This is a genomic window from Halalkalibacter sp. HAAS-P013 (genome assembly GCF_056619925.1).
This window is the reverse complement of the sequence record NZ_JBWQTU010000001.1, coordinates 710,330-730,035: the sequence shown is the minus strand read 5'-3', so window position 1 is coordinate 730,035 and position 19,706 is coordinate 710,330. Positions and strand designations below refer to the sequence as shown.

Below are 19,706 nucleotides of genomic sequence, written 5' to 3'. Positions count from 1 at the left end.
TCCCCCGCTTCATTAACTCAATACCGCATATCTAATAGAAATGGACAAATAAGGAAGTAAGCCACGATTTCAATCGTGGCTTACCTTCTTGTTATTCATCTAAGGTTTATTGACTAATTCAAGACAAAAGAAAGGGTAATAAACTCAAACTTTTTATTATCTAATAGTATTTTGTTTGGTATAATTTTACTATATAGGTTAAATATTTAATTGGAGGAGTTATTTATGCCAGAGATGGGAGAACGTGAGGCTGAAGTAGTAGAATATGAGTCTGATGTAGGAGAAAATGAAGAATTAAGATTAACAAGAAAAGCTACAATGACTAGATTTATTAAATCGTTTTCAAAAAATGATAATACAAGAATTACAGATGAAGCTAAAGAAGTCCTAATGGGGCAGTTAGAACAATTGACAATAATCTTGTTTAGAAGAGCGGAAGAGTTATCTAGAGAAGCACAGAGGCTTACTATTTATCCCGATGATTTGGAGAAGGCTTACGAGGAATTAATGAAACCTCATGTTTTTATAGAGGAGATTGTTGATAAATTAGATGCTCAAAAAATTGAACTAAGAGAAATAGCTAGGAAATCTGTTTTAAGGCATATGGAGGATTAATAATGGCATCAAAAACCTTTTTCTTTAGGGAAAGTTATTCTATCAAAGAGATGGAAGAAAGAATATTTGCAGATGATTTCATTAAAGTTTTTAAAGGATATGCCGCTTATGTTTCCGATAGTGATGAAGAAGATATCGAAATTAACAAACGTAATTGTTATAGAGGTATTATAGCTGCATGTGTAGGAAATGAAGAAAGATTAGTCAAAGAGATGGAAAGATGCTTTAATGCTTATGGGAGAAAGGGGGATAGGTTAAATGTAAAATTGCATGTTTTAGAAGACTTCAATATTACTTCATTAGAGGCTACAAAAAGCAGGATTGATGACTTGGTTCTCCAAAATGAAAATATAAAAGAGATTGACTCTTTATCCATGGGTTTAAATGATAATATCTTTCTTGAAGCAACTAAGGCAAGTAGTAATAAAATAGACTTTAAATTTAAATTGGAACTAGTATCAATTAATACAGATTTGCCAATACCAGTTGAAGAAATCAGAATTATACATATTGAATGTAGATTATATATAAACTCAGGTTTAATAGCAGTGTTTAATCCTAATGGTACAGCTACACATACAAAAAATGTGTTATCAATTATCCATCTACTGTTTAAAGGATATTCCCCAAGATTTTACGAAGTGAGTTTAGACGAGGCACAATTAATAATGATTAACCTTCGTTTAAATGGTCAGGTTTCTTCTCCAAAGTTCACTTCTACTAAAGATGAACTAAGGATAGAAATATACGGGTTAAATCAAGGGAATCAAGAAAATCCTTTTGTTAAATTTGTTGGAGATTCACAATTAGAAATTTATGAATTGGCTATGAATGCTGTTATTCATGGTCATAATTGTACTGTAAAATTAAATGGTGACGGAAAAATCCAAATTGAAACATTTGTAACACCAGAGGTCTTAGATAGTATTATTTTAGATTTAGATTGGGTTATTTTCACAAAGGATTATTATAACGATTATAATGAACAGCTTGATAATTTTATCAAGCAGATAAATAGAGGGAGTCTTGAAGCTTTAAGAAAGAGGAAAATTAAAAAGATTGTAGACGAGTTTGAGAATTTGATAACAACACATATTCAAAAAGGCTTGATATTAAAAGAATTAAAACTAGTTACTACAATAATTTTCAATATTGGAATTCAGTTAATTGAATCTGATATGTTTAAATGTATTTCTCATGAAATCTTTGAAATTGGAAATGTATCCGTTTCCGAATACACTGAAATTTTAGAATCCTTGTCTAAGTATATGATTTTAAATAAAGGCTTAAATAGAAGTGAGTCTGATGAAAAAGCGTTATACATTCTTAGCTATTTACATAGTCTAGTAGTGGAGTCTAATGGAGATGGAGTTAAAATTATAGATATTTATGAGGAATGGTTAAAATGTCAAACTCAAATGTCGACTTCTATTCTGGAAGCGAGATAAAGTTAATAGATAGATTATTATCTTACAGTGAATGTAATAATGTAAACTCTTTAAATGTAAACTTAGATAATATAAGATATTTAGATTGGTTTGATGAACAGGACTTTCTTCAATTAAGATTAAAAGGGATAATCGATGTTCGAAGACTTTCAATTCCCAAAACGGAATTTGAAGACAGTCTTGAGAAAGTATCAATTCTTGAGAACGATTATTTATCCATTAACGAAGAAAATTTAATTCTATGCTGGATATATTCTGTATTTTATTACGCTGGTGAAAGTATTAGTCAAAACATAGAAATCATGAAAAAAGATGATTACTTTTATACTGAAATAGACATTGATATGGATTCTAAGATTCAAATTAAATTTATTGTTAACACAAGGTTTTCAGAAACACAGGGATTGTTTGTATCTTTTATAAATAACATTCATCAAGACTTATATGAAGACCTTATTTTTTGGGATGAACCAATTTCAAATCAAACATCAGCACTTGCATTTATTCAACATTTAAAACAACAAGGTAAGCTTTTAACTAATAAAAACTTCAATTATATCAATATCCCACCTCATCTAGAACCAAATGAATTAGAAGGGTTCAAATCTGTGATAAAAATTTATTTGGAAAAGCTGGGATATAGTACTTCTAATAGTTCTAAGGTTTTTCGACCAGAAAGTATTGATTATTCATTACCCGAGGAAATGATTAGAGAAGTGTATATACTTGGAGAACAAAAAATCTTTATTATTGAAAATCAAAAAAGAATTGAGTTTCATACTTTTACCAATGGGTTAAAGGAAGCAAATGATTTAATAACATTCCACATTAGTAAAATAAATCAACTTGTCGAAAAAAAGGTACAAATATATTCAGATAATAAATATCGAAAGAGTATGAATTTTGCAAAGGATATAAAATTTATATTAGCCTACATTATAAGTTTTGTTCCAAGTATCCTTACTTCTGCAAAAATTTTGTCTGCGGATAAATTGGATAATATAATAGGCACTAAGTGGTTGCTATACATCCACGTAGGGTCAGGTATTTTAATGATTATCCTTCTTTTTCTGATAGGACTTTATCCACAAATAAGGCTTTATTTCTTTTCGTGGAGTAGAAATGTAAGCAGCAAAGTGAAGAAATATAATAAGGAATTCAAAAAAAGGGTAAATCCCCGTATAGAGGAATCTGTTGGATAAGATAAATCTATAAAGCGGCAATAGGCTAATTAAAGTTTTTAAGTAAACTCTAAATAAAGTCATTTTCAAATGACCTTAAAAAGGACAGGGAGAATTATTAAACTCTCTGTCTTTTTGATTAGTAGTATGGTTACTATTATAAGAAACCATACTCACACACACTGTAATCCTTAAATATCCGACACGAGACGAATTATAGATAGGTTTTTAAGTACTCAAATAATGAAACAAGCAGTGATACACTAGTGGATTTCGATAAGAATTATTCTCGAATGAGGCTTTCTTTTTTGTTGCAGCAGTTGTTTGAACAAGGGTATCATCGTTCGAATTAAACTAATAAAACCCGTCTTTTATCTCGAGAACAATAACAGGTTGAATTGAACATTCTTATTACAGAATACAACAATTGCATTTATATGGACTTTTATGGAGTAGTAGTAGTTGCTGCTCTTTTTATTTATCTTCAAAAATTACGTATTAATATGGTATCATTTTCCTATATACTTGGTAAATTAGTAAGTTGGTTTTATGAGAATAGTTTCATTTAATCTGTAGAATAGAGGTGTTTAAAGGGTGGAATTACAACATAAAGAGGCTCTTGTTGTTCGCTTTTTAGAGTTGTTTGAACAATATGAATATGAATTTAATGAAAAAGGAAAAGAGGACTGGAATACTGCAAATATAGATGAACAGATTGAAATTATTACAGAATTTGCTTTTCATCACAAATTCATATGGGTAGCAAAAATTCTGTTAGAGTTTGCACAGAATCAAAATGAACGAATGTCCTTACAACCGCTCTTTGAGTCAACAAATAATTACTATGAAATTTCTTATTCCATTGATAAAGACAATACAAAATTTGATATAGAAGATTTAATAATTGAAGTTGTTAGCTACGGAGGTCAATTTGTCGGAGAACCATCATATTTAAAAAATAATACTTTAATTTATATATCTGTAGGGTTTGAGAATCCAATGCTTGCTTGGAAATTTCATAGAGAGTTTAGAAATGGAAAATTCTACAGTTGTACAAGAGAGTACCATAAAGAAATTGATGAAAAGATGATTAAAAAGGCAATAAATGAAGGTACGTTTGTATGGGATTATTATAATTTACATGATTTATTGCATAATAGTGGATTTTCTATTAGCAGAGGGACATATAATGATTGGTTGAATTTAGCTGCACTGTTACAAACAGGTTTTGTAGATATATCAGTTGAAGAATGTCCAATTCCAGAAATGCCAGAGCGTAAAATAGGTGACCCAATCAATGATAGTTATTTTAGTGCTTTATCTGTTAGAGGGACTGCTGAGCGGGGATTCCTTGCGTACTGTTCGTGGTATTGGCTAAACCAAAGAGGGGATGAAGAGATAAGTTTTCCTAGTAGTTTGTGCAATGTAAGTTCAGAACGATTGAAGACGTATGTAAAAGTAGGCGATGCTGAACCTTCACAAATAATCAGTTTTTTCTTATCTCAAGACAAAACATATGTTCATATGCCTTGTTTTACTACCCCTACTTTGATAATTTTCAAACCAAATGAGAAATATTTAGCTTATAAAAATGGAGATAAAAGAAGTAGGAGTCGTGTTAGTGAAGAATTTGAAAAAGTTATTGAATTAGAAGAGGAAAGAAAGGTACAAAGAGAGAAAAAAATGCAGCTGAGGAACTATAATTTGAGTCAGTTGAAAAAGCATGACGAGAACGCCATCTTTACTACTGGACAAGTTGGAAAAATTCTTACTAATGATGAAACAAGTCCATTTAAGGGTCAGAAGGTTTCGACCGAAAAGATAAGAAAGTGGATATTATCAGGTGAACTTAATGGTTTCAAAAATGATAATAAGTGGATGGTTAAAAAAGAAGATTTGATGGATTTTATGAATCGTAAAAGTAAATAAAAGTTAATTATCCATGAACTACTAGGGATGAATCTCTATTTCATTCAAAGTCTCGTCACTGGCTTGATAAACCTATCATTGGTTTGAATCCCGATGAAAGCGGAGGTTATCAAGCTATGGGAATACTTCACTTCATTAGATTAAACGATAAACACAAGGGAATTTTTAAGGACTTAAATACACATGAAGCAATAGCACTATTAGAACAGCAGGAGTTAAACTTTAGTCTAGTTATTCAATCTCTACAAAGGTATGAGAGATGGGAAAATATGGATTTGGAGGTAGTGGAGTCTAGAGCAGATAAGTTTATTCAATTAGAATCAATTGTCTCAGCTGTGCCAGCACAAATTGAAGTAACAGAGACTGAGAAAGAACAAGTCATTAAGTCTAGAATAGGTCAATCAACGTTTAAAAAGGCTCTTTTAGATATGGAAAAGAAATGTAGATTATGTGGTGTTGCTGATGAGCGATTTCTAGTAGCAAGTCATATCAAGCCATGGAGTCAATTTAATCATAAAGAGCGGTTAGATATTAATAATGGATTACTGCTTTGTCCAAATCATGATGCTATATTTGATAAAGGATATATTAGTTTTGATGATGATGGGTCGATTTTGATTTCTGATAGTTTGGATGAGGGTATAAGACAATTTTTGAATGTCAATGAAACTCTGAAAATCAGGTTGAATGAGAGTCAAAATAAGTATATGAAGTGGCATAAAGAAAATTTGTTTGAATCGAAAAAAACAGAAAAAAGTTAAAGACCTATTAACTAAAGATGAAAGGGTTAATGATAAGAATGATTACATTATTGTTAGGTATAGCTTTAATAGTTATAGGGATAGTAAATTGGACTGGATTATTTAATATAACTACAATAAGTTTATTCGGTTGTGTAATTTCAGCACTACTTTTTGTGATTTTTGACTTTTTTTGGGAAGTAACTGATAAGAAAAAAGGGCGGTTATTTTATTTATTAGCACAGATAACAGTTGTCGTCTCTCTAGTTATTTTCCCTTACATAACAAGTGAATTCCCAAATTTAGTAAAGGCAAATGATGCACTAACAATAATTGGGTTAGGAATAGTGATAGTAACAATCGCTTTTAGGGAAAAGAACTTATTAACAAGACTTATAGTAAGCCTAATTGATTTAATAAAACAAATCTCTAAAGAAAAAACATTAGAATCACGAAAAAGTCTCGAAAAAATGGAAGAACTCAATGATATCTGGGATAATACATTTAAACAAATGAAAGAGGTACATAAGCAACAGTTAAAACAAAAGGATGAAGCATGGGAAAAAGAACTTAAAAATGTTGCACATATTTTTAGTGGAAAAAATGATGAAATAGCAAATAAATATCAAAAGGTATTAAAAGAAGTAATTGAAATAAAGAATAAACAAATGGAAGAGTTATCAGTGAAATATGGAGAAGCGATGAAGCAGGCAATCAATAAGTTAATTGAAGAAGAACAAGAGAAAGAGAAAAAACAAAGAACAGACTAAGACTAATAAAATTTTGATTTTATTCAATCTGAAACTAATGTTTTTTGTTACTGCTTTAATAGAAAAATAAAGTTGTTATGAATATAGCATCTTTCTTAAGTAAATTTAGAAGAGTATAATTTATAAGCCTTAAATTCCAATAAAGGTAAAGAAAGTGAAGTTGCTTTCTTAATGATGGAGAACATGGAGGGACTAATGAAGTATTCAACTCAAATACAAAATAATCTTGAAGAAATTCAAGAAATTGTATCGAATTGGCCAGTTAACATAAGATTTGACGATGTTTTAAAATGGATTTTACAGTTTGATGTAGAAGATTTTGACTTGGCATTAAGAATAATCAGAAATCTAAATGTGTTGGGTTTTGATGACGTTAACGAAGCTATTAAAATAGCATATAGTAAATTAAATAGAGTAGCTATTAAAGAAGGCTCTAATATTAGTATGAAAAATACTGTGTATGCTGGGCTTGGTAATGCAGCTAAAAGTGGTTCAATGATTAGTTATCATTTTAGGGTCTTAAATGGTATATCTGAAAACAATTTCATTCATGAATCTCATATAGAGTTGATTAAGAATAAGGAGATTAAGAATATTGTTCTAGTAGATGATGTTATTGCTAGTGGTGATAACGCAGTAAAAGAAATAAATAATTTAAGGGAATCATTAATAATAATTAATCCTAGTATAAAGGTTTTTCTTTTGGCGGTATGTGGTATGAAAAAAGGGCTAGACCGAGTGAATGAAGAGGTTGGAGTTAGTGCTTTTGCAGCTTATGAATATACCGAAATTGATACTATTACTTCTTTAGACTCTCCATTTTATGAAGGTATTAACTTTGAAAGAAGAAACGTATTAAAAGAGAAAATAATTGAGTATGGTAAAATTACAAATAAAAGTGGACTTGGATATAAAGGTATAGGAGCGTTGATGGCTTTTCCATATAATACTCCAAATTGTACTTTGCCCGTTATTTGGGGAGATACAAATGGCTGGATTCCATTGTTCAGAAGGTCTGGGAGAATAACGGGTATTTCTTCTGTATTTGAGGACTTAAACAGAACAGCTGAAGAAAAGGTAGCTAAAGCAAAACAAGATAAAGGGAACCCCACAATAAAGACAGAATCTTCTGAACTAGACTTGTATGTTGAAGGTAAAAGAGATGAAGAAATGTTTAAATTTATATCGGAACGGTATAACCTTTCTTATGAACTTGGTTACTCAAAGGTTAATATTATTGCCATTGGAGGTTTAGTATTCTCTAAAAAGGTAATAGATTCATTAGAGTTTGCAAAGAATGACACTGTTTTAATTAGCGAGGAAGACACTAGACATCTCGAGGGAAAGTTTAAAAGTAAAGGTGGAGATGCCCCTATTATCTTCTTAAATCCATCTATAATGCAGTTTGTTGATTTAAAGAGATTTTTTGATACTGAGCAAATGAATACGTTCTTTTCAATAATACCAGGTTTTCTTTCAGATATAGCTGAAGAATTCAAGAATAAAGGCACGTTGTCTAATGAATCTTTTAGTAAATTAGAGCGTTACATCTTTACTAATAAGCTTTTAAATACTATATTGTTTGAAAAAGCTATTAACGATGAAGCAATAAAAGATTTTATAAAGGAATTAAAAGAAGTATTGAACAAGAAGTTATAATATACAGGTTCATCAAAGAGAGTGGCTTAATCAACCGCTCTTTTTAATTTGAAATCATAAAATGCATAATGAAATATCATGATTATTGAGTAATGGTTTCATAACATCGTTATTGTTAGAGTGTAGTTGAAAACAGGTTACTATTAATCTAAGTCTAGGTAACGGGGGATTAGTATTTATGATGGGGTTATATGGACATAGGAATTTAAATGATGAATTATTGCAAGAATGGATTTTGAATTGGAATGAACAAAAATATGTGGATTATGTAAATTCTAACATAACAATTAAATCAGATGGATTTAATAAGTATTTAGTAGAACATATTCAGCTTATTAAAGAAATTGCTTCACAGGGATGGAGTGGAGAAAAAGGTTACTTTTTTGATTCAATTATACAGTATATGAATCAGTTGATTTTTAATTGTTATTTTCGTTCGGGATTAACAATAGCTTCCGTTGCTAATTTTCATGAAGTATTAATTGAACCAGCTGATAACCATACTAAGAAGGCTTTACTAGAAGGATATGATTATATTGAAAAAGGTAATGTTAATATTCATTTAAACGGTGAAATTATAGGGAACATTGGTCATATGAGCGACTTATTTTGGCATGCTTTTTATGATGAATATATCGTACATGATGATTTTGGTGGAATAAGTCATTTGCGGGATAATCAGCAGGAATTGACCTTACAAATATGGGAGCCAAATATTATTAATAATAACTTTGAATTGGAGGAACTAATTGAAAAAATAATATATGATTGTACCGTTAAACTAGGGTTACATTTTAAAATAGCAAAATTTGATAGTTTCCAAAAAGATAAAGGAAATGCTAATCATTATTCACTTGAATTAAGCGATAAAAAACAAGAACGAATACCATTGCAATACTTTAATTTTGCAAACTATACGCATATAGGAAGACATAAATACTTGGCATATTACCAAGTAATAGAGTTTTTCTATGTAAGAGCAAGAAAGAAATTTAAAGGAGACAAGATTAAAGAAGTTGATATTGTAAAACACATTTTAACTGCTACAAATTACGATGATGAAATTAAAGAGTGGCTTTATTCTAATAATCAATTATTAGAATATTATACAATGGAAAACCATAGTTACTCCTCTATTATTCCTATTAATTTACAAGAAGATGTTATAGGCATAACGACCAGAAGAATATATTCAATTAGATGTTCACTAGTCCACTCTAAAGAATCGCCGCAAAATTCAAATTTCATTCCTAATCTAAATGATGAAATTTTAGATAAAGAAGTCCCCTTAATCAAATTTGTTGCAGCCAAAGTAATTGAAAATAGCAAATTGATTTAGTAATAATAAGATTTAATACAATGAATTTCTTATCTTAGTGAATTTCTTAGGTTTCCTGCTTATTTAAGTATGCACTTAAAATGAACCTGCTATATCGAAGAGTAAAGAGTCCAAAAAGCACACATGCTCCAACAGACACTCAGGATGGCTTGTAGTGGCTTTAAGAGGTCTCTTCTTCCTATTTCCTCCTCGATTCCCCGACCGTTATAAGTTATGTTTAGGATTAAATCTAAGGGCATAATATATGCCTTCTGTGGAGTTCAATGGTAGTGTGTCTGTTTGAGATAGAAACCACTCTCATCTACACACACATTCGGTAAATGTCCGACTCGATTCAAAATACAGGTACACTTTAGTGTGGTAAAACGGTAAATAGATTAGTAATACACTGATATAGTTCGATGATAATAACCGATAACAGGGATATAATCTATTAAGTAATATCAAAAGAAAAGATATCGCTGCTTTTTTCATGTTGTTATCGAAATTATTTGTAAATCTAGAGCGTGCCTTAAGTTTACAACCGATAAGCATTACCGTGATGTAAATCTGGGATTTGCATTCTGATTAATTTACAAATTGTAAATAAAGTTATAGATTCTAATTTTACATTATGCTATCTTTAATTCATCAGATAAGTACGGAAGGAAAGATGAATATGAACATAGCGTATATCAGAGTATCAACAGTTGAGCAGAACGAAGCAAGACAAAACGAAGTAATGAAGCAGTACAAAATAGATAAGGTTTATCAAGAAAAGGTATCTGCAAAGAATACAAATAGACCAAAGTTAATGGAAATGCTAGACTTTGCAAGAGAAGGAGATACTATTTATGTTGCTGACTTCTCCCGATTAGCACGCTCAACAAAAGACCTGTTAGAACTAATCGAACTATTAGAAATAAAAGGAGTTCAATTAGTATCAATTAAAGAGAATATTGACACTTCAACGGCAACAGGAAGACTAATGTTAAAAATGATTAGTGCAATTAACGATTTTGAGCGTGAAAATATGCTTGAAAGGCAGCGTGAGGGCATTGCGATAGCTAAAGCAGAAGGAAAATACAAAGGGCGAAAAGAAGTATCTATTCCAGACTTTGACAAGCAGTATCAACGTTATATGAATCGTGAAGTAACTAAATCTCGGCTTGCTAAAGAATTAGGAGTTTCCAGACCAACATTAGATAAGTTAATCAAAGAACATCAACAAGTAAGTTAATAAGAGACTCCTTAGGGGTCTCTTTCATTATGGTGAGGATATGGGGGATGTATTTCCACATTTTCGCTAGGTTTGAAAAGAGGCTAGAGCTATAGTTGGTTAAACCACACACCATGAAAATTTACAAGTGATTAAATATCTCATTACTGATTAAAAATTAGTTCAACAATACAGTATAATTTTAGTATTAAAGAGATGGTTTACGAAAGGAGAACATATGTCAGGGATTAAATTCTATTCTGAGTATGATATGGCTTGTGGTTGGGAACTAGAAAAAATAATAGAAAAAATTAATAATGAGGCTATTGATTCTGAATGGGGTATAATTGATTTATTAGAATTTCATAATGTTTTAAAATACATAAGCATTAAAAGGTTTAGTGACCATATTGTACAAGAGACAAGTATTGATATAAAAACGTATGAGAAGAAAATAAAGCAAAAAATCGGTAAGTTTATAGGCTGTCATAAGGATGACATCATTAATCTATATGATGAAATCGACTTTGATACCATTGATGATTTCTTTGAAGTTCTTGAAAGTTACAAGTTATATCAAAGAATTGAAATTACTAATTTTAGACAATTTCTTGAAAAGCAAAATTTACATATTTATCAGATACTCAAGTTCAAGAGGTTGACTGAGTACTTTAATGAACCAGTTAAAGATATAATATTATCTGACTCTAGAAATGCAGAGACCATTCTATCAAAGTATCTAAAAGAAGATGATTTATATTTGCCACCATCTTTGACTGAAGAAGATAAATTAAATTTGATTGATGAGTATATTGATTCACCATTAGTTAATATCAATGTATTGAGAAGAATCATTAACTTCCCAACAAAAAAAGGGTTAAGTATACCTGATAAAATCAAATTGCATGCTAAGAGAAAAGTTAAAGAAGAGGAAGAAAAAATCTTAAATGATGGAGTAGGGATTGAATCGGGAGTAAGGATTTCTTATCTGAAGGATCAAGATGAAGCTATATTAGTTACTATGGATGGTAGAACAGCAGACATTAAGGTAAGTCGAAATTGGATTGAAGATAATTTAGAATATCCTACACTCTGGAATAATTTTATTTATCTATTTGAATTTGTTGATGGTACGATGAGATTAGAATTCGATTCTAAAAAAAGTGAAAGTAGCACTCTAGAGTCAGTGTTTAGACCACAAGCAGCACACTTATATTATCAATCTACCTCTTTCTATTTCAAAGAAATTTTGTCTAATGCTGAGATATATAGTTATGTTAATGTGTTAAATGTACTTGGTGTAAGATTGGAAGAAATGATTGAATGGTTTTTTTGTGTATACGTCAAAGCAGAATTTCAAATTAATGATTTCATTGTTAAAATGCCGTCTAATGAAGCATCATATTTCGAAAAGTGTAGAACTATCCTTCCTGAGATAGAAAGAATTTTTAAACAATATAATACTCTAATTGAAGAAGGGATGATAGACCAAGAATTAATTCAAATGTCATCTTCAAGTGTGAAAACTAAAGATATTAAGTCGTTTAATAAAAAGAAGTATGTTTACTCTTCTAGTGACTGGTATAAAACAGCTTCATTCTTATTGTTTTCTGACCAGAGTAGAATATTCTATTTACCAAATAAAGAAGAGAAATATAAGAATTTTTACAACTTGATAATTTCTGAAAAATTAACTAGGAATGATTTTCGGGAATATCAATTGAAAAGGATGCAATGGTTATTTGATAATGAATTAATCTGTGAAAGTAACACGGGCTACTTAGAGTTTGTTGACCAAAGAATCATATATATTCTTAAGGAATTGTATTATAAAGAAGTAATTAATTATTGGTATTATCCTGAGGATATAAAAGTATCAATAGAGGAATTAAGAACTCGCAAACTTATTTATTTCGAAAACAGCCTGTTTTCAAAAAATGAACAAGATTATCTTGATTATTATCTCAATAAATCAAAATTCACCAATGGTCATGATATTCGAAATAGATACTTACATGGTACAAATACTAATGATGAGGAGCAATATGAGAAAGATTACTACTCGATTCTTAAATTGTTTGTCATAATAGTCATTAAAATAAATGATGACTTATGTATTAAAGCGGATGAACGCCAATAAATTTTTTTGGAAAGCGGTAAAGAAACGCCATCGCAGTGATTTAAAAATCAAAGAGTGTGGACATGCATGAATACCATTTACATAATCTCGACTGTACTTTTCAGATAGTTCAGCTATTTACTTTTGGTAACTTTGTTTGCTGATTTTCAAAGCGAAATTCAGATGTGAGAATTTGGACAAGCAACCAATGAAAATGGTTGCTTTAGTCAGGCAACATTATTAAAACGATTGAACCTGAATATAGAGATTTTGCAGAAGATTTTTTGAAACTATTCGGCAAATATAACATTAAAATGGAAAAGAGGAAGAAAAATGCAATTAATGTTAGACACAGTTGATGTGTATTCCTATTATACGCGAATGTGCGTTCTCTTATCGATGTAAAAGAAAAGCCTTCGCTTAAGTTAAGTGAGGCTTATTAAAGACTTTGTCAAAATAACTATGTTCATAAGCTAAATTAAATAAGATAAACTTCTTTAAATCTAATAATATAAATTGTTATTATCTTATGTCATTTTTTAGTTACGTATTAAATCGGAGTTGGTGAATCCCCCTCACATTCTCAATTTTTCACAGGGGAATAAGCCCCCCGTAATTATTTATAAACGCTTTTTAGTGCGCTATATGAGTTGTGACGTTTTTTAATATCTGTATTAGCCATTTGAACGTAGTGCTGAGTCATATTTATCGTGACGTGACCAAGAATGTCTTTAAGGCTGAATGGATCTCCACCATTCATAATGTAAAGAACAGCACCCGAATGTCTCCAAATATGAGGACTAATTGACTTACTAATTCCTGCCATTTCGCCATAGACTGCAAGTAATTTTCTTAAAGTATTGGATTGTAATTGTTCTCCGTCATAAGTAAGAAATAGTAATTCATTCTCAAAGTCTTCTGTTTCTTCAATGTACTCTTTTAGTAGTTTTACTGTTCGAGTGGAGATAGGTACAATACGTTCTGTTCTCGTTTTCGTATTATCGGCTTCTAGTCTGATTGTTCCTTCTTTGAGGTTGACATTGCTACGTTTCATAGATAATAACTCACTTGAGCGTACCATGGAGTCTAAAAGAGTAAATAACATGGCTTTATCTCGAAACCCTGCATACATTGAATCGTCAATCTGATTAAAGACTAGTTTTATTTCAGCTGGTGTCAATACGTTAATTTCTTTCTTAGGTGATTTAACTGTTTTGAATCGTTCATGGATTGAGTGTTCAATGTATCCTTCTTCAAAACAATAACGTAAAAATGCCCTCATAGTACGGATACGAATATTAACGGTAGATGGTTTTAATTGAAGTGTATTTAACATGTGACTACGATACTCTAGGAATAGTTCTGTTGTAATGTCTTCATTCATTAAATCAACTTCTACAAAGTCTAGGAGATAGTTGAAATGTAATTCATAGTCAGCAAGTGTACGTGGTGATAACGCTTCTGATGCCTTGTAGTTCATAAATTGTTGAAACATTTCTACAAGGGTGAAATTCGTTTTGATTTTACGTTGTGCGCTCTGTTGTATGCGTCCTGTGCGTCTGCCTTTTTTAATTGTTTTACGTTTATAAGACATGAAAAAACCTCCACAATTTTATTATTGTGAAAGGCATATAGACGCATTATATCCCACTCGGTCGTAGAGGTACGGTTCCCAACGGTCTATAGTGTAACCTCGGTTAAGACCGTGTGGCATAAGATTAATGAAACGTTTATGTACCAAGGGTTTGACGGCACGCGCCTCCCAAGCGGTTTTGAAGACCGTGGCGAACACCAGTGTCACAGCCAGCCCCATGAGTAATAATATTTACAACCTTATTTGGCTATCCCATATTTTTTTCGGAATCTCCAAACAAGACGATTTCTATTATGCACTATTTCGTTATAATATTCAAGTCGTATAATTGGGATTTGAGTGAAGAGTGTATGGAGGTTACTTGAAGAGTAAGAAGGAAAGGCATAATCATTATACGATTGATTATGCCAATTCTAACATGTACCTATCAAAAAATGTGTACTCTGAAATGATAACTTAATAGTACTGGACTAGTTGCTTGTTTGCTAGAATTTGATTTACATCTGCATTCTATTTGTCCATTTTTTATCATTTGTAAATGACACGGTAAGCCATTTTTTATATGTTACATCCATTGTCCGTTTGCTGATTTCTTCACGAATCGCATCTTGATCAGCAACTGTTTTTATTGTTGAGTGTTGATTAAGAACGAAGTCTATCTCAATAAAAAGCTTATTTCCAACTTTCGATATCCGTAAGATTGAGTCTTCAATCTGATAGCGTGCTTGAATCGAGTCGATAACCACTTTGATCTTCTTTTGAAGTTTTTGATCGGGTGCCATTTCAAGTACTTCCTTGAAGGCTTTTATCATTTCTAAAATTGGGACTTTGAGGAAGTATCCTGCTGCAATAAGAACCAATAGGGGATCAATATATGGAATAATACTATTATAAGAAGTAAAAGATATCGCAATTGCGGAAAAAAAACCAAAGAGGATTGCAGAACTTAATAACGTATCCATTTTCCATTGGTTTCTCTCAGCCTGAATGAAACTTGAATGTATCTTTTGTTTTTTTAGATAGAAGTAGATCCCCCAACACCCAACTGTTGAAAAAAAAGAGTAAAGCAGAGCGTAGCCAATGCTTGTTTCTCTTCCACCTGATAAAAGTGCTTCTATGGCTGACATAACGGCCGTAATACATAAGATTAAAATGGCTGTATATTTAATAATAATGACTATTGGTTCTAGCATTTCCTTACCAAATGGAAATCTCCGTGTATCGCTTTTATCAATAAATTGAGACGCTAGCAAGGAAAATAGCGACAAAATAACACTAATGAATGAATATAATCCATCAAATAAGACCATTTGGGAAGAAATGAATATCCCCCAAATGACCCCGACTACGGCAAACAATAACGCACTAAACACTGATATTTTTAATAACTTTTTTTCTAATGCATAAGACTTTTGCATGCAAAACACCCCATCTAGGTTTTGTTCATGAATGACAGTCAGTCAGCGCATTGTTAATAAAAGTTAAAACGTGAATCTTATTAATTTCTTTACCATTTTCGCATTGATTAGATAAATAATAAGCTTCCGCTGAGGTTTCAATTACATTTATGATCATCCGGGCCAGAGAAGAAGTTTCTACTTTTGACTGTATCAGTCCGCTTTCTATTGCCTTGTGAAGTTGTTCTTCCAGCCAGTTATAATAAGGCTGGTATAATTCTTCCCAACGCTCAAAGGAATGGTAATATGCTAAACCTGAATAACAAAATAAAATTAGTTCTTGGAAGTCTTTCGTTATCTCAAAAGTTACATTGATTATAGTTTCCATCGTTTTAAAGATAGAAGCTTCTAAATCCACACTTCCTATTATTTTTGTTAAGAGAGCATTTAATATCCTTTCAGCTATAGCAGGTACAACTGCACTTTTTGAGTCGAAGTATAAATAGAAAGTCCCTTGAGCGACCCCTGCTTTCTTAACGATCTGCGATACAGACGCTTTTTCAAATCCTTTTTCTTTCATAATGCTAATTGCCGCATTGACTAGTAATTCATATTTATTATCAATATTCATTATCAATCCTCCTACAATTCCACTCCAGAACTGACTGACTGTCATTCACTTTTATATTATCATATTGTATTTCTTTTTTCTACTCTGATTACAATAGAAAATGTTCTTTCATTCTTATACATCTGTATTAAAAAAACGCTTCATTATAAATAGTGTCCATCAATTTGTTTCAACTTTTCAATGACCCATTTACAAATCACACCAATAATAATATAAATAGGGAAGGAATAAATGTACTTCCAATGATAAATTTCGTATATCCCTAGCCATACAGTTATCGGTTCTAAAACAAATGATAAAAACAAAGCACATACAGTCATAACGAGTAAAAATGGTTTCCACTTAGGAAAATATTGATAAACAATCATATACACAATAGGTAGATGAAATTTATGGATTTCAATGATTGGAGGTATAATAGGAAAAATCCTATCAGGATAAGACCACATGACAAATGAAACTCCTGTTATATCCAAAAAGTATCCTATAGATCCAATCATAAGACCAAATGAAACAATTTCAACGATTCTTTTCTTATCTAATAATTTAAGCCAAATCAACACAAAAGCAATCGTTGTTATAATGAGGAACCACCAATTGAAAGTAAATAATGTTTCTGTTAGCCAATACTCCCATAGAAGGTTTCTTGATTCTCGACGTAATTCAATTATTTGACTCCAAAGAGAGCCGCTTTTCATGTTAATTATTGAGGAAGCGATTAAGATTTCCTGTATAAAAGTAAACATTTAGACCCTCCGATATACCATGACGTAATATATATTGTAGGTTATTTTAGCAATGTATATACGAGTGATGAAGTGAAGTCTGGGTAACAGTTTATGAACTGCCGATATATTTAGGCGATTAGATCAAATATTTCATTTACCGTATGAATTTGGAATTTATTGTTGACACCTAATTTCGAAGCGCTTACACTAAAGGTAGTTATTAGATATTAGTTTGATAGAAAAGCGAAAGAGTTGTTGTTGATGGCGTTAAGTAATGATAATCGGATTGGACGACACGCGATTCTTCTATTGCTTTCCGAGGATTCAGAGGGTCAGTTGAGAAAACTGGAACAGTCCAATTGGAGAAGTTGTACCGGAAAAGTCGGTTCAATGGAAGCGCATAAAGTAGTGGCAGCAATAGAGACTGCGGCGAAGAAAAATGGGATTATCCGGTCGAATGTATATCGTGAATCTCACGCGCTCTATCATGCAATTATGGAAGCATTGCATGGTGTAACGAGAGGCCAAGTTCAGTTAGGGTCCGTCTTGAGGACAGTTGGCTTATCGTTTGCCATATTGCGCGGGAACCCGTATGACAGTGAGTTAGAAGGAGATTGGATCGCAGTTTCCTTGTATGGCACAATAGGTGCACCTGTGAAAGGGTCAGAGCATGAAACGATTGGTTTAGGAATTAATCACATATAATTGCCCATAGTATTTTAGTTAATAGGGGGCTATATCTTGAGATCAATTTATTGATTTCAGTGATATAGTCCCCTTTTCTATTGCTCCTTTACTTAACTAAAGGAATGAAAGGAGAGAGAAAGATGGTTATTTTGAATGGTCAGACATTGACTTTTTCTGACGTGCGTAATGTACTGTTTGAAAAAGAGAACGTAACGTATTCAGATGAAAGCATGAGGAAAGTAAAAGAAAGCCGGAAAGCGGTTGAAAGAATCGTTGAAGAGGGAAAAGTAGTCTATGGCATAACAACGGGTTTTGGAAAATTTAGTGATGTATACATTGGCAAAGATGATGTTGAGGCTTTGCAATTAAATTTAATTCGCTCGCATGCTTGTGGCATTGGAGAGCCTTTTCCAGAGGTGGTCTCAAGGGCGATGGTTCTTCTCAGGGCTAATGCACTGCTAAAAGGATATTCAGGGGTACGACCGGTTGTTATTGAAAGGTTGATCGATTTAGTAAATGCCAATATTCATCCTGTTATTCCGCAACAAGGGTCACTCGGAGCAAGTGGAGATTTAGCTCCTTTATCGCATTTAGCACTCGTGTTAATTGGGGAAGGAGAGGTTTTTTATCATGGGGAAAGGATGAAAGCAATTGACGCTTTGACGAAGGAAGGAATTTTCCCAATCACGTTAACAGCAAAGGAAGGCTTAGCTCTTATTAATGGAACGCAAGCCATGACAGCAATGGGCGTCGTTGCTTACTTAGAAGCGGAAAGACTGGCTTTTCAATCTGAGGTCATTGCCTCAATGACGATCGAAGGGTTACGTGGTATTATTGATGCCTTTGACGAAGATATTCATCTAGCTCGGGGATATAAAGAACAAATTGAAGTCGCCAGGAGAATGCGCACGTATTTAGCGGATAGTCAGTTAACGACAAAGCAAGGCGAAGTAAGAGTACAGGATGCTTATTCGATTCGTTGCATTCCGCAAGTACACGGAGCAACTTGGCAGGCATTAAATTATGTGAAGGAAAAGTTAGAGATTGAAATGAATGCCGCAACAGACAATCCGCTTATTTTTGATGAAGGAAGGAAAGTGTTATCTGGCGGCAATTTCCACGGTCAGCCTATCGCCTTTGCGATGGATTTCTTAGCGATTGCGATGGCAGAACTAGCAAATATCTCAGAACGACGAATCGAACGGTTAGTTAATCCGCAGTTGAGTGATTTACCACCGTTTTTAAGTCCTGAACCAGGGTTGCAGTCTGGTGCGATGATTATGCAATATGCAGCCGCATCACTTGTATCTGAAAACAAAACATTGGCACATCCAGCAAGTGTTGATTCGATTCCATCATCAGCGAATCAAGAAGATCATGTCAGCATGGGAACGATTGGTTCAAGACACGCATATCAAGTCATTCAGAACGCACGTTGTGTTCTTGCTATTGAAACGATTTGTGCGATGCAAGCAGCTGAGTATCGAGGAATAGACAAAATGTCGCAAACTACGAATCTATTTTTCCAAAAAGGTAGAGAGTTAGTACCATCTATTACGAAAGATCGAGTGTTCTCAAAAGATATTGAAGCTATTTCAGATTGGTTAAAAGCTAGTTCGCACCATTTTGATCAAACAGAAACGAAAATTCATTCATAAAAGGAGCGAGGAA

General features: G+C 32.2%; 16 protein-coding genes. 12 read left to right on the top strand and 4 right to left on the bottom strand.

Going from position 1 to position 19,706, the window contains the following annotated elements:
* Positions 1–225: 225 nt before the first annotated feature.
* The 10 genes from AC1FXP_RS03850 (at position 226) to AC1FXP_RS03805 (ending at position 13,019) form a co-directional block, all read left to right on the top strand.
* Positions 226–615, top strand: a complete 390-nt coding sequence (locus AC1FXP_RS03850) for a histone-like protein (RefSeq protein WP_480058858.1) — start codon at positions 226–228, stop codon at positions 613–615.
* Between the two features lie 2 nt (positions 616–617).
* Positions 618–2,063: a hypothetical protein gene (locus AC1FXP_RS03845; RefSeq protein ID WP_480058857.1), complete on the top strand. Its 1,446-nt coding sequence runs from the start codon at positions 618–620 to the stop codon at positions 2,061–2,063.
* Positions 2,021–3,265, top strand: coding sequence for a hypothetical protein (locus AC1FXP_RS03840; RefSeq protein ID WP_480058856.1), 1,245 nt, complete (start codon positions 2,021–2,023; stop codon positions 3,263–3,265). Before AC1FXP_RS03845 ends, AC1FXP_RS03840 begins: the two co-directional genes overlap by 43 nt.
* Positions 3,266–3,838: 573 nt before the next feature.
* Complete coding sequence (locus tag AC1FXP_RS03835) at positions 3,839–5,173, top strand: helix-turn-helix domain-containing protein (protein ID WP_480058855.1); 1,335 nt, start codon at positions 3,839–3,841, stop codon at positions 5,171–5,173.
* Between the two features lie 116 nt (positions 5,174–5,289).
* Positions 5,290–5,934 carry an HNH endonuclease gene (locus AC1FXP_RS03830; RefSeq protein WP_480058854.1) on the top strand — a complete coding sequence of 215 codons (645 nt, stop codon included), beginning with the start codon at positions 5,290–5,292 and terminating at the stop codon, positions 5,932–5,934.
* 38 nt (positions 5,935–5,972) lie between these two features.
* Complete coding sequence (locus AC1FXP_RS03825) at positions 5,973–6,683, top strand: hypothetical protein (RefSeq protein ID WP_480058853.1); 711 nt, start codon at positions 5,973–5,975, stop codon at positions 6,681–6,683.
* Between the two features lie 195 nt (positions 6,684–6,878).
* Positions 6,879–8,342 (top strand): phosphoribosyltransferase-like protein, encoded by a 1,464-nt coding sequence (locus AC1FXP_RS03820; RefSeq protein ID WP_480058852.1) that lies wholly within the window; start codon positions 6,879–6,881, stop codon positions 8,340–8,342.
* A 178-nt stretch (positions 8,343–8,520) separates the two neighbouring features.
* Positions 8,521–9,681 (top strand): hypothetical protein, encoded by a 1,161-nt coding sequence (locus AC1FXP_RS03815; protein ID WP_480058851.1) that lies wholly within the window; start codon positions 8,521–8,523, stop codon positions 9,679–9,681.
* Between the two features lie 658 nt (positions 9,682–10,339).
* A complete protein-coding gene (locus AC1FXP_RS03810; RefSeq protein ID WP_480058850.1) occupies positions 10,340–10,900 on the top strand; it encodes a recombinase family protein in 561 nt (186 codons plus the stop codon).
* 217 nt (positions 10,901–11,117) lie between these two features.
* Positions 11,118–13,019 carry a hypothetical protein gene (locus AC1FXP_RS03805; protein ID WP_480058849.1) on the top strand — a complete coding sequence of 634 codons (1,902 nt, stop codon included), beginning with the start codon at positions 11,118–11,120 and terminating at the stop codon, positions 13,017–13,019.
* Between the two features lie 595 nt (positions 13,020–13,614).
* Here the strand turns inward: AC1FXP_RS03805 and AC1FXP_RS03800 are convergent.
* The 4 genes from AC1FXP_RS03800 to AC1FXP_RS03785 form a co-directional block, all read right to left on the bottom strand.
* The gene (locus tag AC1FXP_RS03800; protein WP_480058848.1) at positions 13,615–14,592 is read right to left on the bottom strand and encodes a tyrosine-type recombinase/integrase; all 978 of its coding nucleotides are present in this window, start codon (positions 14,590–14,592) and stop codon (positions 13,615–13,617) included.
* A gap of 497 nt (positions 14,593–15,089) precedes the next feature.
* Positions 15,090–16,010 carry a cation diffusion facilitator family transporter gene (locus AC1FXP_RS03795; RefSeq protein ID WP_480058847.1) on the bottom strand — a complete coding sequence of 307 codons (921 nt, stop codon included), beginning with the start codon at positions 16,008–16,010 and terminating at the stop codon, positions 15,090–15,092.
* 25 nt (positions 16,011–16,035) lie between these two features.
* Complete coding sequence (locus AC1FXP_RS03790; RefSeq protein ID WP_480058846.1) at positions 16,036–16,620, bottom strand: TetR/AcrR family transcriptional regulator; 585 nt, start codon at positions 16,618–16,620, stop codon at positions 16,036–16,038.
* Between the two features lie 143 nt (positions 16,621–16,763).
* Complete coding sequence (locus tag AC1FXP_RS03785) at positions 16,764–17,366, bottom strand: CBO0543 family protein (RefSeq protein ID WP_480058845.1); 603 nt, start codon at positions 17,364–17,366, stop codon at positions 16,764–16,766.
* Between the two features lie 243 nt (positions 17,367–17,609).
* Between AC1FXP_RS03785 and hutP the strand changes: the two genes are divergently transcribed.
* Positions 17,610–18,053: a hut operon transcriptional regulator HutP gene (gene hutP, locus AC1FXP_RS03780; RefSeq protein WP_480058844.1), complete on the top strand. Its 444-nt coding sequence runs from the start codon at positions 17,610–17,612 to the stop codon at positions 18,051–18,053.
* Between the two features lie 122 nt (positions 18,054–18,175).
* A complete protein-coding gene (hutH, locus tag AC1FXP_RS03775) occupies positions 18,176–19,693 on the top strand; it encodes a histidine ammonia-lyase (protein WP_480058843.1) in 1,518 nt (505 codons plus the stop codon).
* The last annotated feature ends 13 nt before the right edge of the window (positions 19,694–19,706 follow it).

Excerpts from the sequence above, each read along its gene's own strand:
- AC1FXP_RS03850 (WP_480058858.1), top strand. The coding sequence starts at position 226 with ATGCCAGAGATGGGAGAACGTGAGGCTGAAGTAGTAGAATATGAGTCT.
- AC1FXP_RS03845 (WP_480058857.1), top strand. The coding sequence starts at position 618 with ATGGCATCAAAAACCTTTTTCTTTAGGGAAAGTTATTCTATCAAAGAG.
- AC1FXP_RS03840 (WP_480058856.1), top strand. The coding sequence starts at position 2,021 with ATGTCAAACTCAAATGTCGACTTCTATTCTGGAAGCGAGATAAAGTTA.
- AC1FXP_RS03830 (WP_480058854.1), top strand. The coding sequence starts at position 5,290 with ATGGGAATACTTCACTTCATTAGATTAAACGATAAACACAAGGGAATT.
- AC1FXP_RS03825 (WP_480058853.1), top strand. The coding sequence starts at position 5,973 with ATGATTACATTATTGTTAGGTATAGCTTTAATAGTTATAGGGATAGTA.
- AC1FXP_RS03820 (WP_480058852.1), top strand. The coding sequence starts at position 6,879 with ATGAAGTATTCAACTCAAATACAAAATAATCTTGAAGAAATTCAAGAA.
- AC1FXP_RS03815 (WP_480058851.1), top strand. The coding sequence starts at position 8,521 with ATGATGGGGTTATATGGACATAGGAATTTAAATGATGAATTATTGCAA.
- AC1FXP_RS03810 (WP_480058850.1), top strand. The coding sequence starts at position 10,340 with ATGAACATAGCGTATATCAGAGTATCAACAGTTGAGCAGAACGAAGCA.
- AC1FXP_RS03805 (WP_480058849.1), top strand. The coding sequence starts at position 11,118 with ATGTCAGGGATTAAATTCTATTCTGAGTATGATATGGCTTGTGGTTGG.
- AC1FXP_RS03800 (WP_480058848.1), bottom strand. The coding sequence starts at position 14,592 with ATGTCTTATAAACGTAAAACAATTAAAAAAGGCAGACGCACAGGACGC.
- AC1FXP_RS03795 (WP_480058847.1), bottom strand. The coding sequence starts at position 16,010 with ATGCAAAAGTCTTATGCATTAGAAAAAAAGTTATTAAAAATATCAGTG.
- AC1FXP_RS03790 (WP_480058846.1), bottom strand. The coding sequence starts at position 16,620 with ATGAATATTGATAATAAATATGAATTACTAGTCAATGCGGCAATTAGC.
- AC1FXP_RS03785 (WP_480058845.1), bottom strand. The coding sequence starts at position 17,366 with ATGTTTACTTTTATACAGGAAATCTTAATCGCTTCCTCAATAATTAAC.
- hutP (WP_480058844.1), top strand. The coding sequence starts at position 17,610 with ATGGCGTTAAGTAATGATAATCGGATTGGACGACACGCGATTCTTCTA.
- hutH (WP_480058843.1), top strand. The coding sequence starts at position 18,176 with ATGGTTATTTTGAATGGTCAGACATTGACTTTTTCTGACGTGCGTAAT.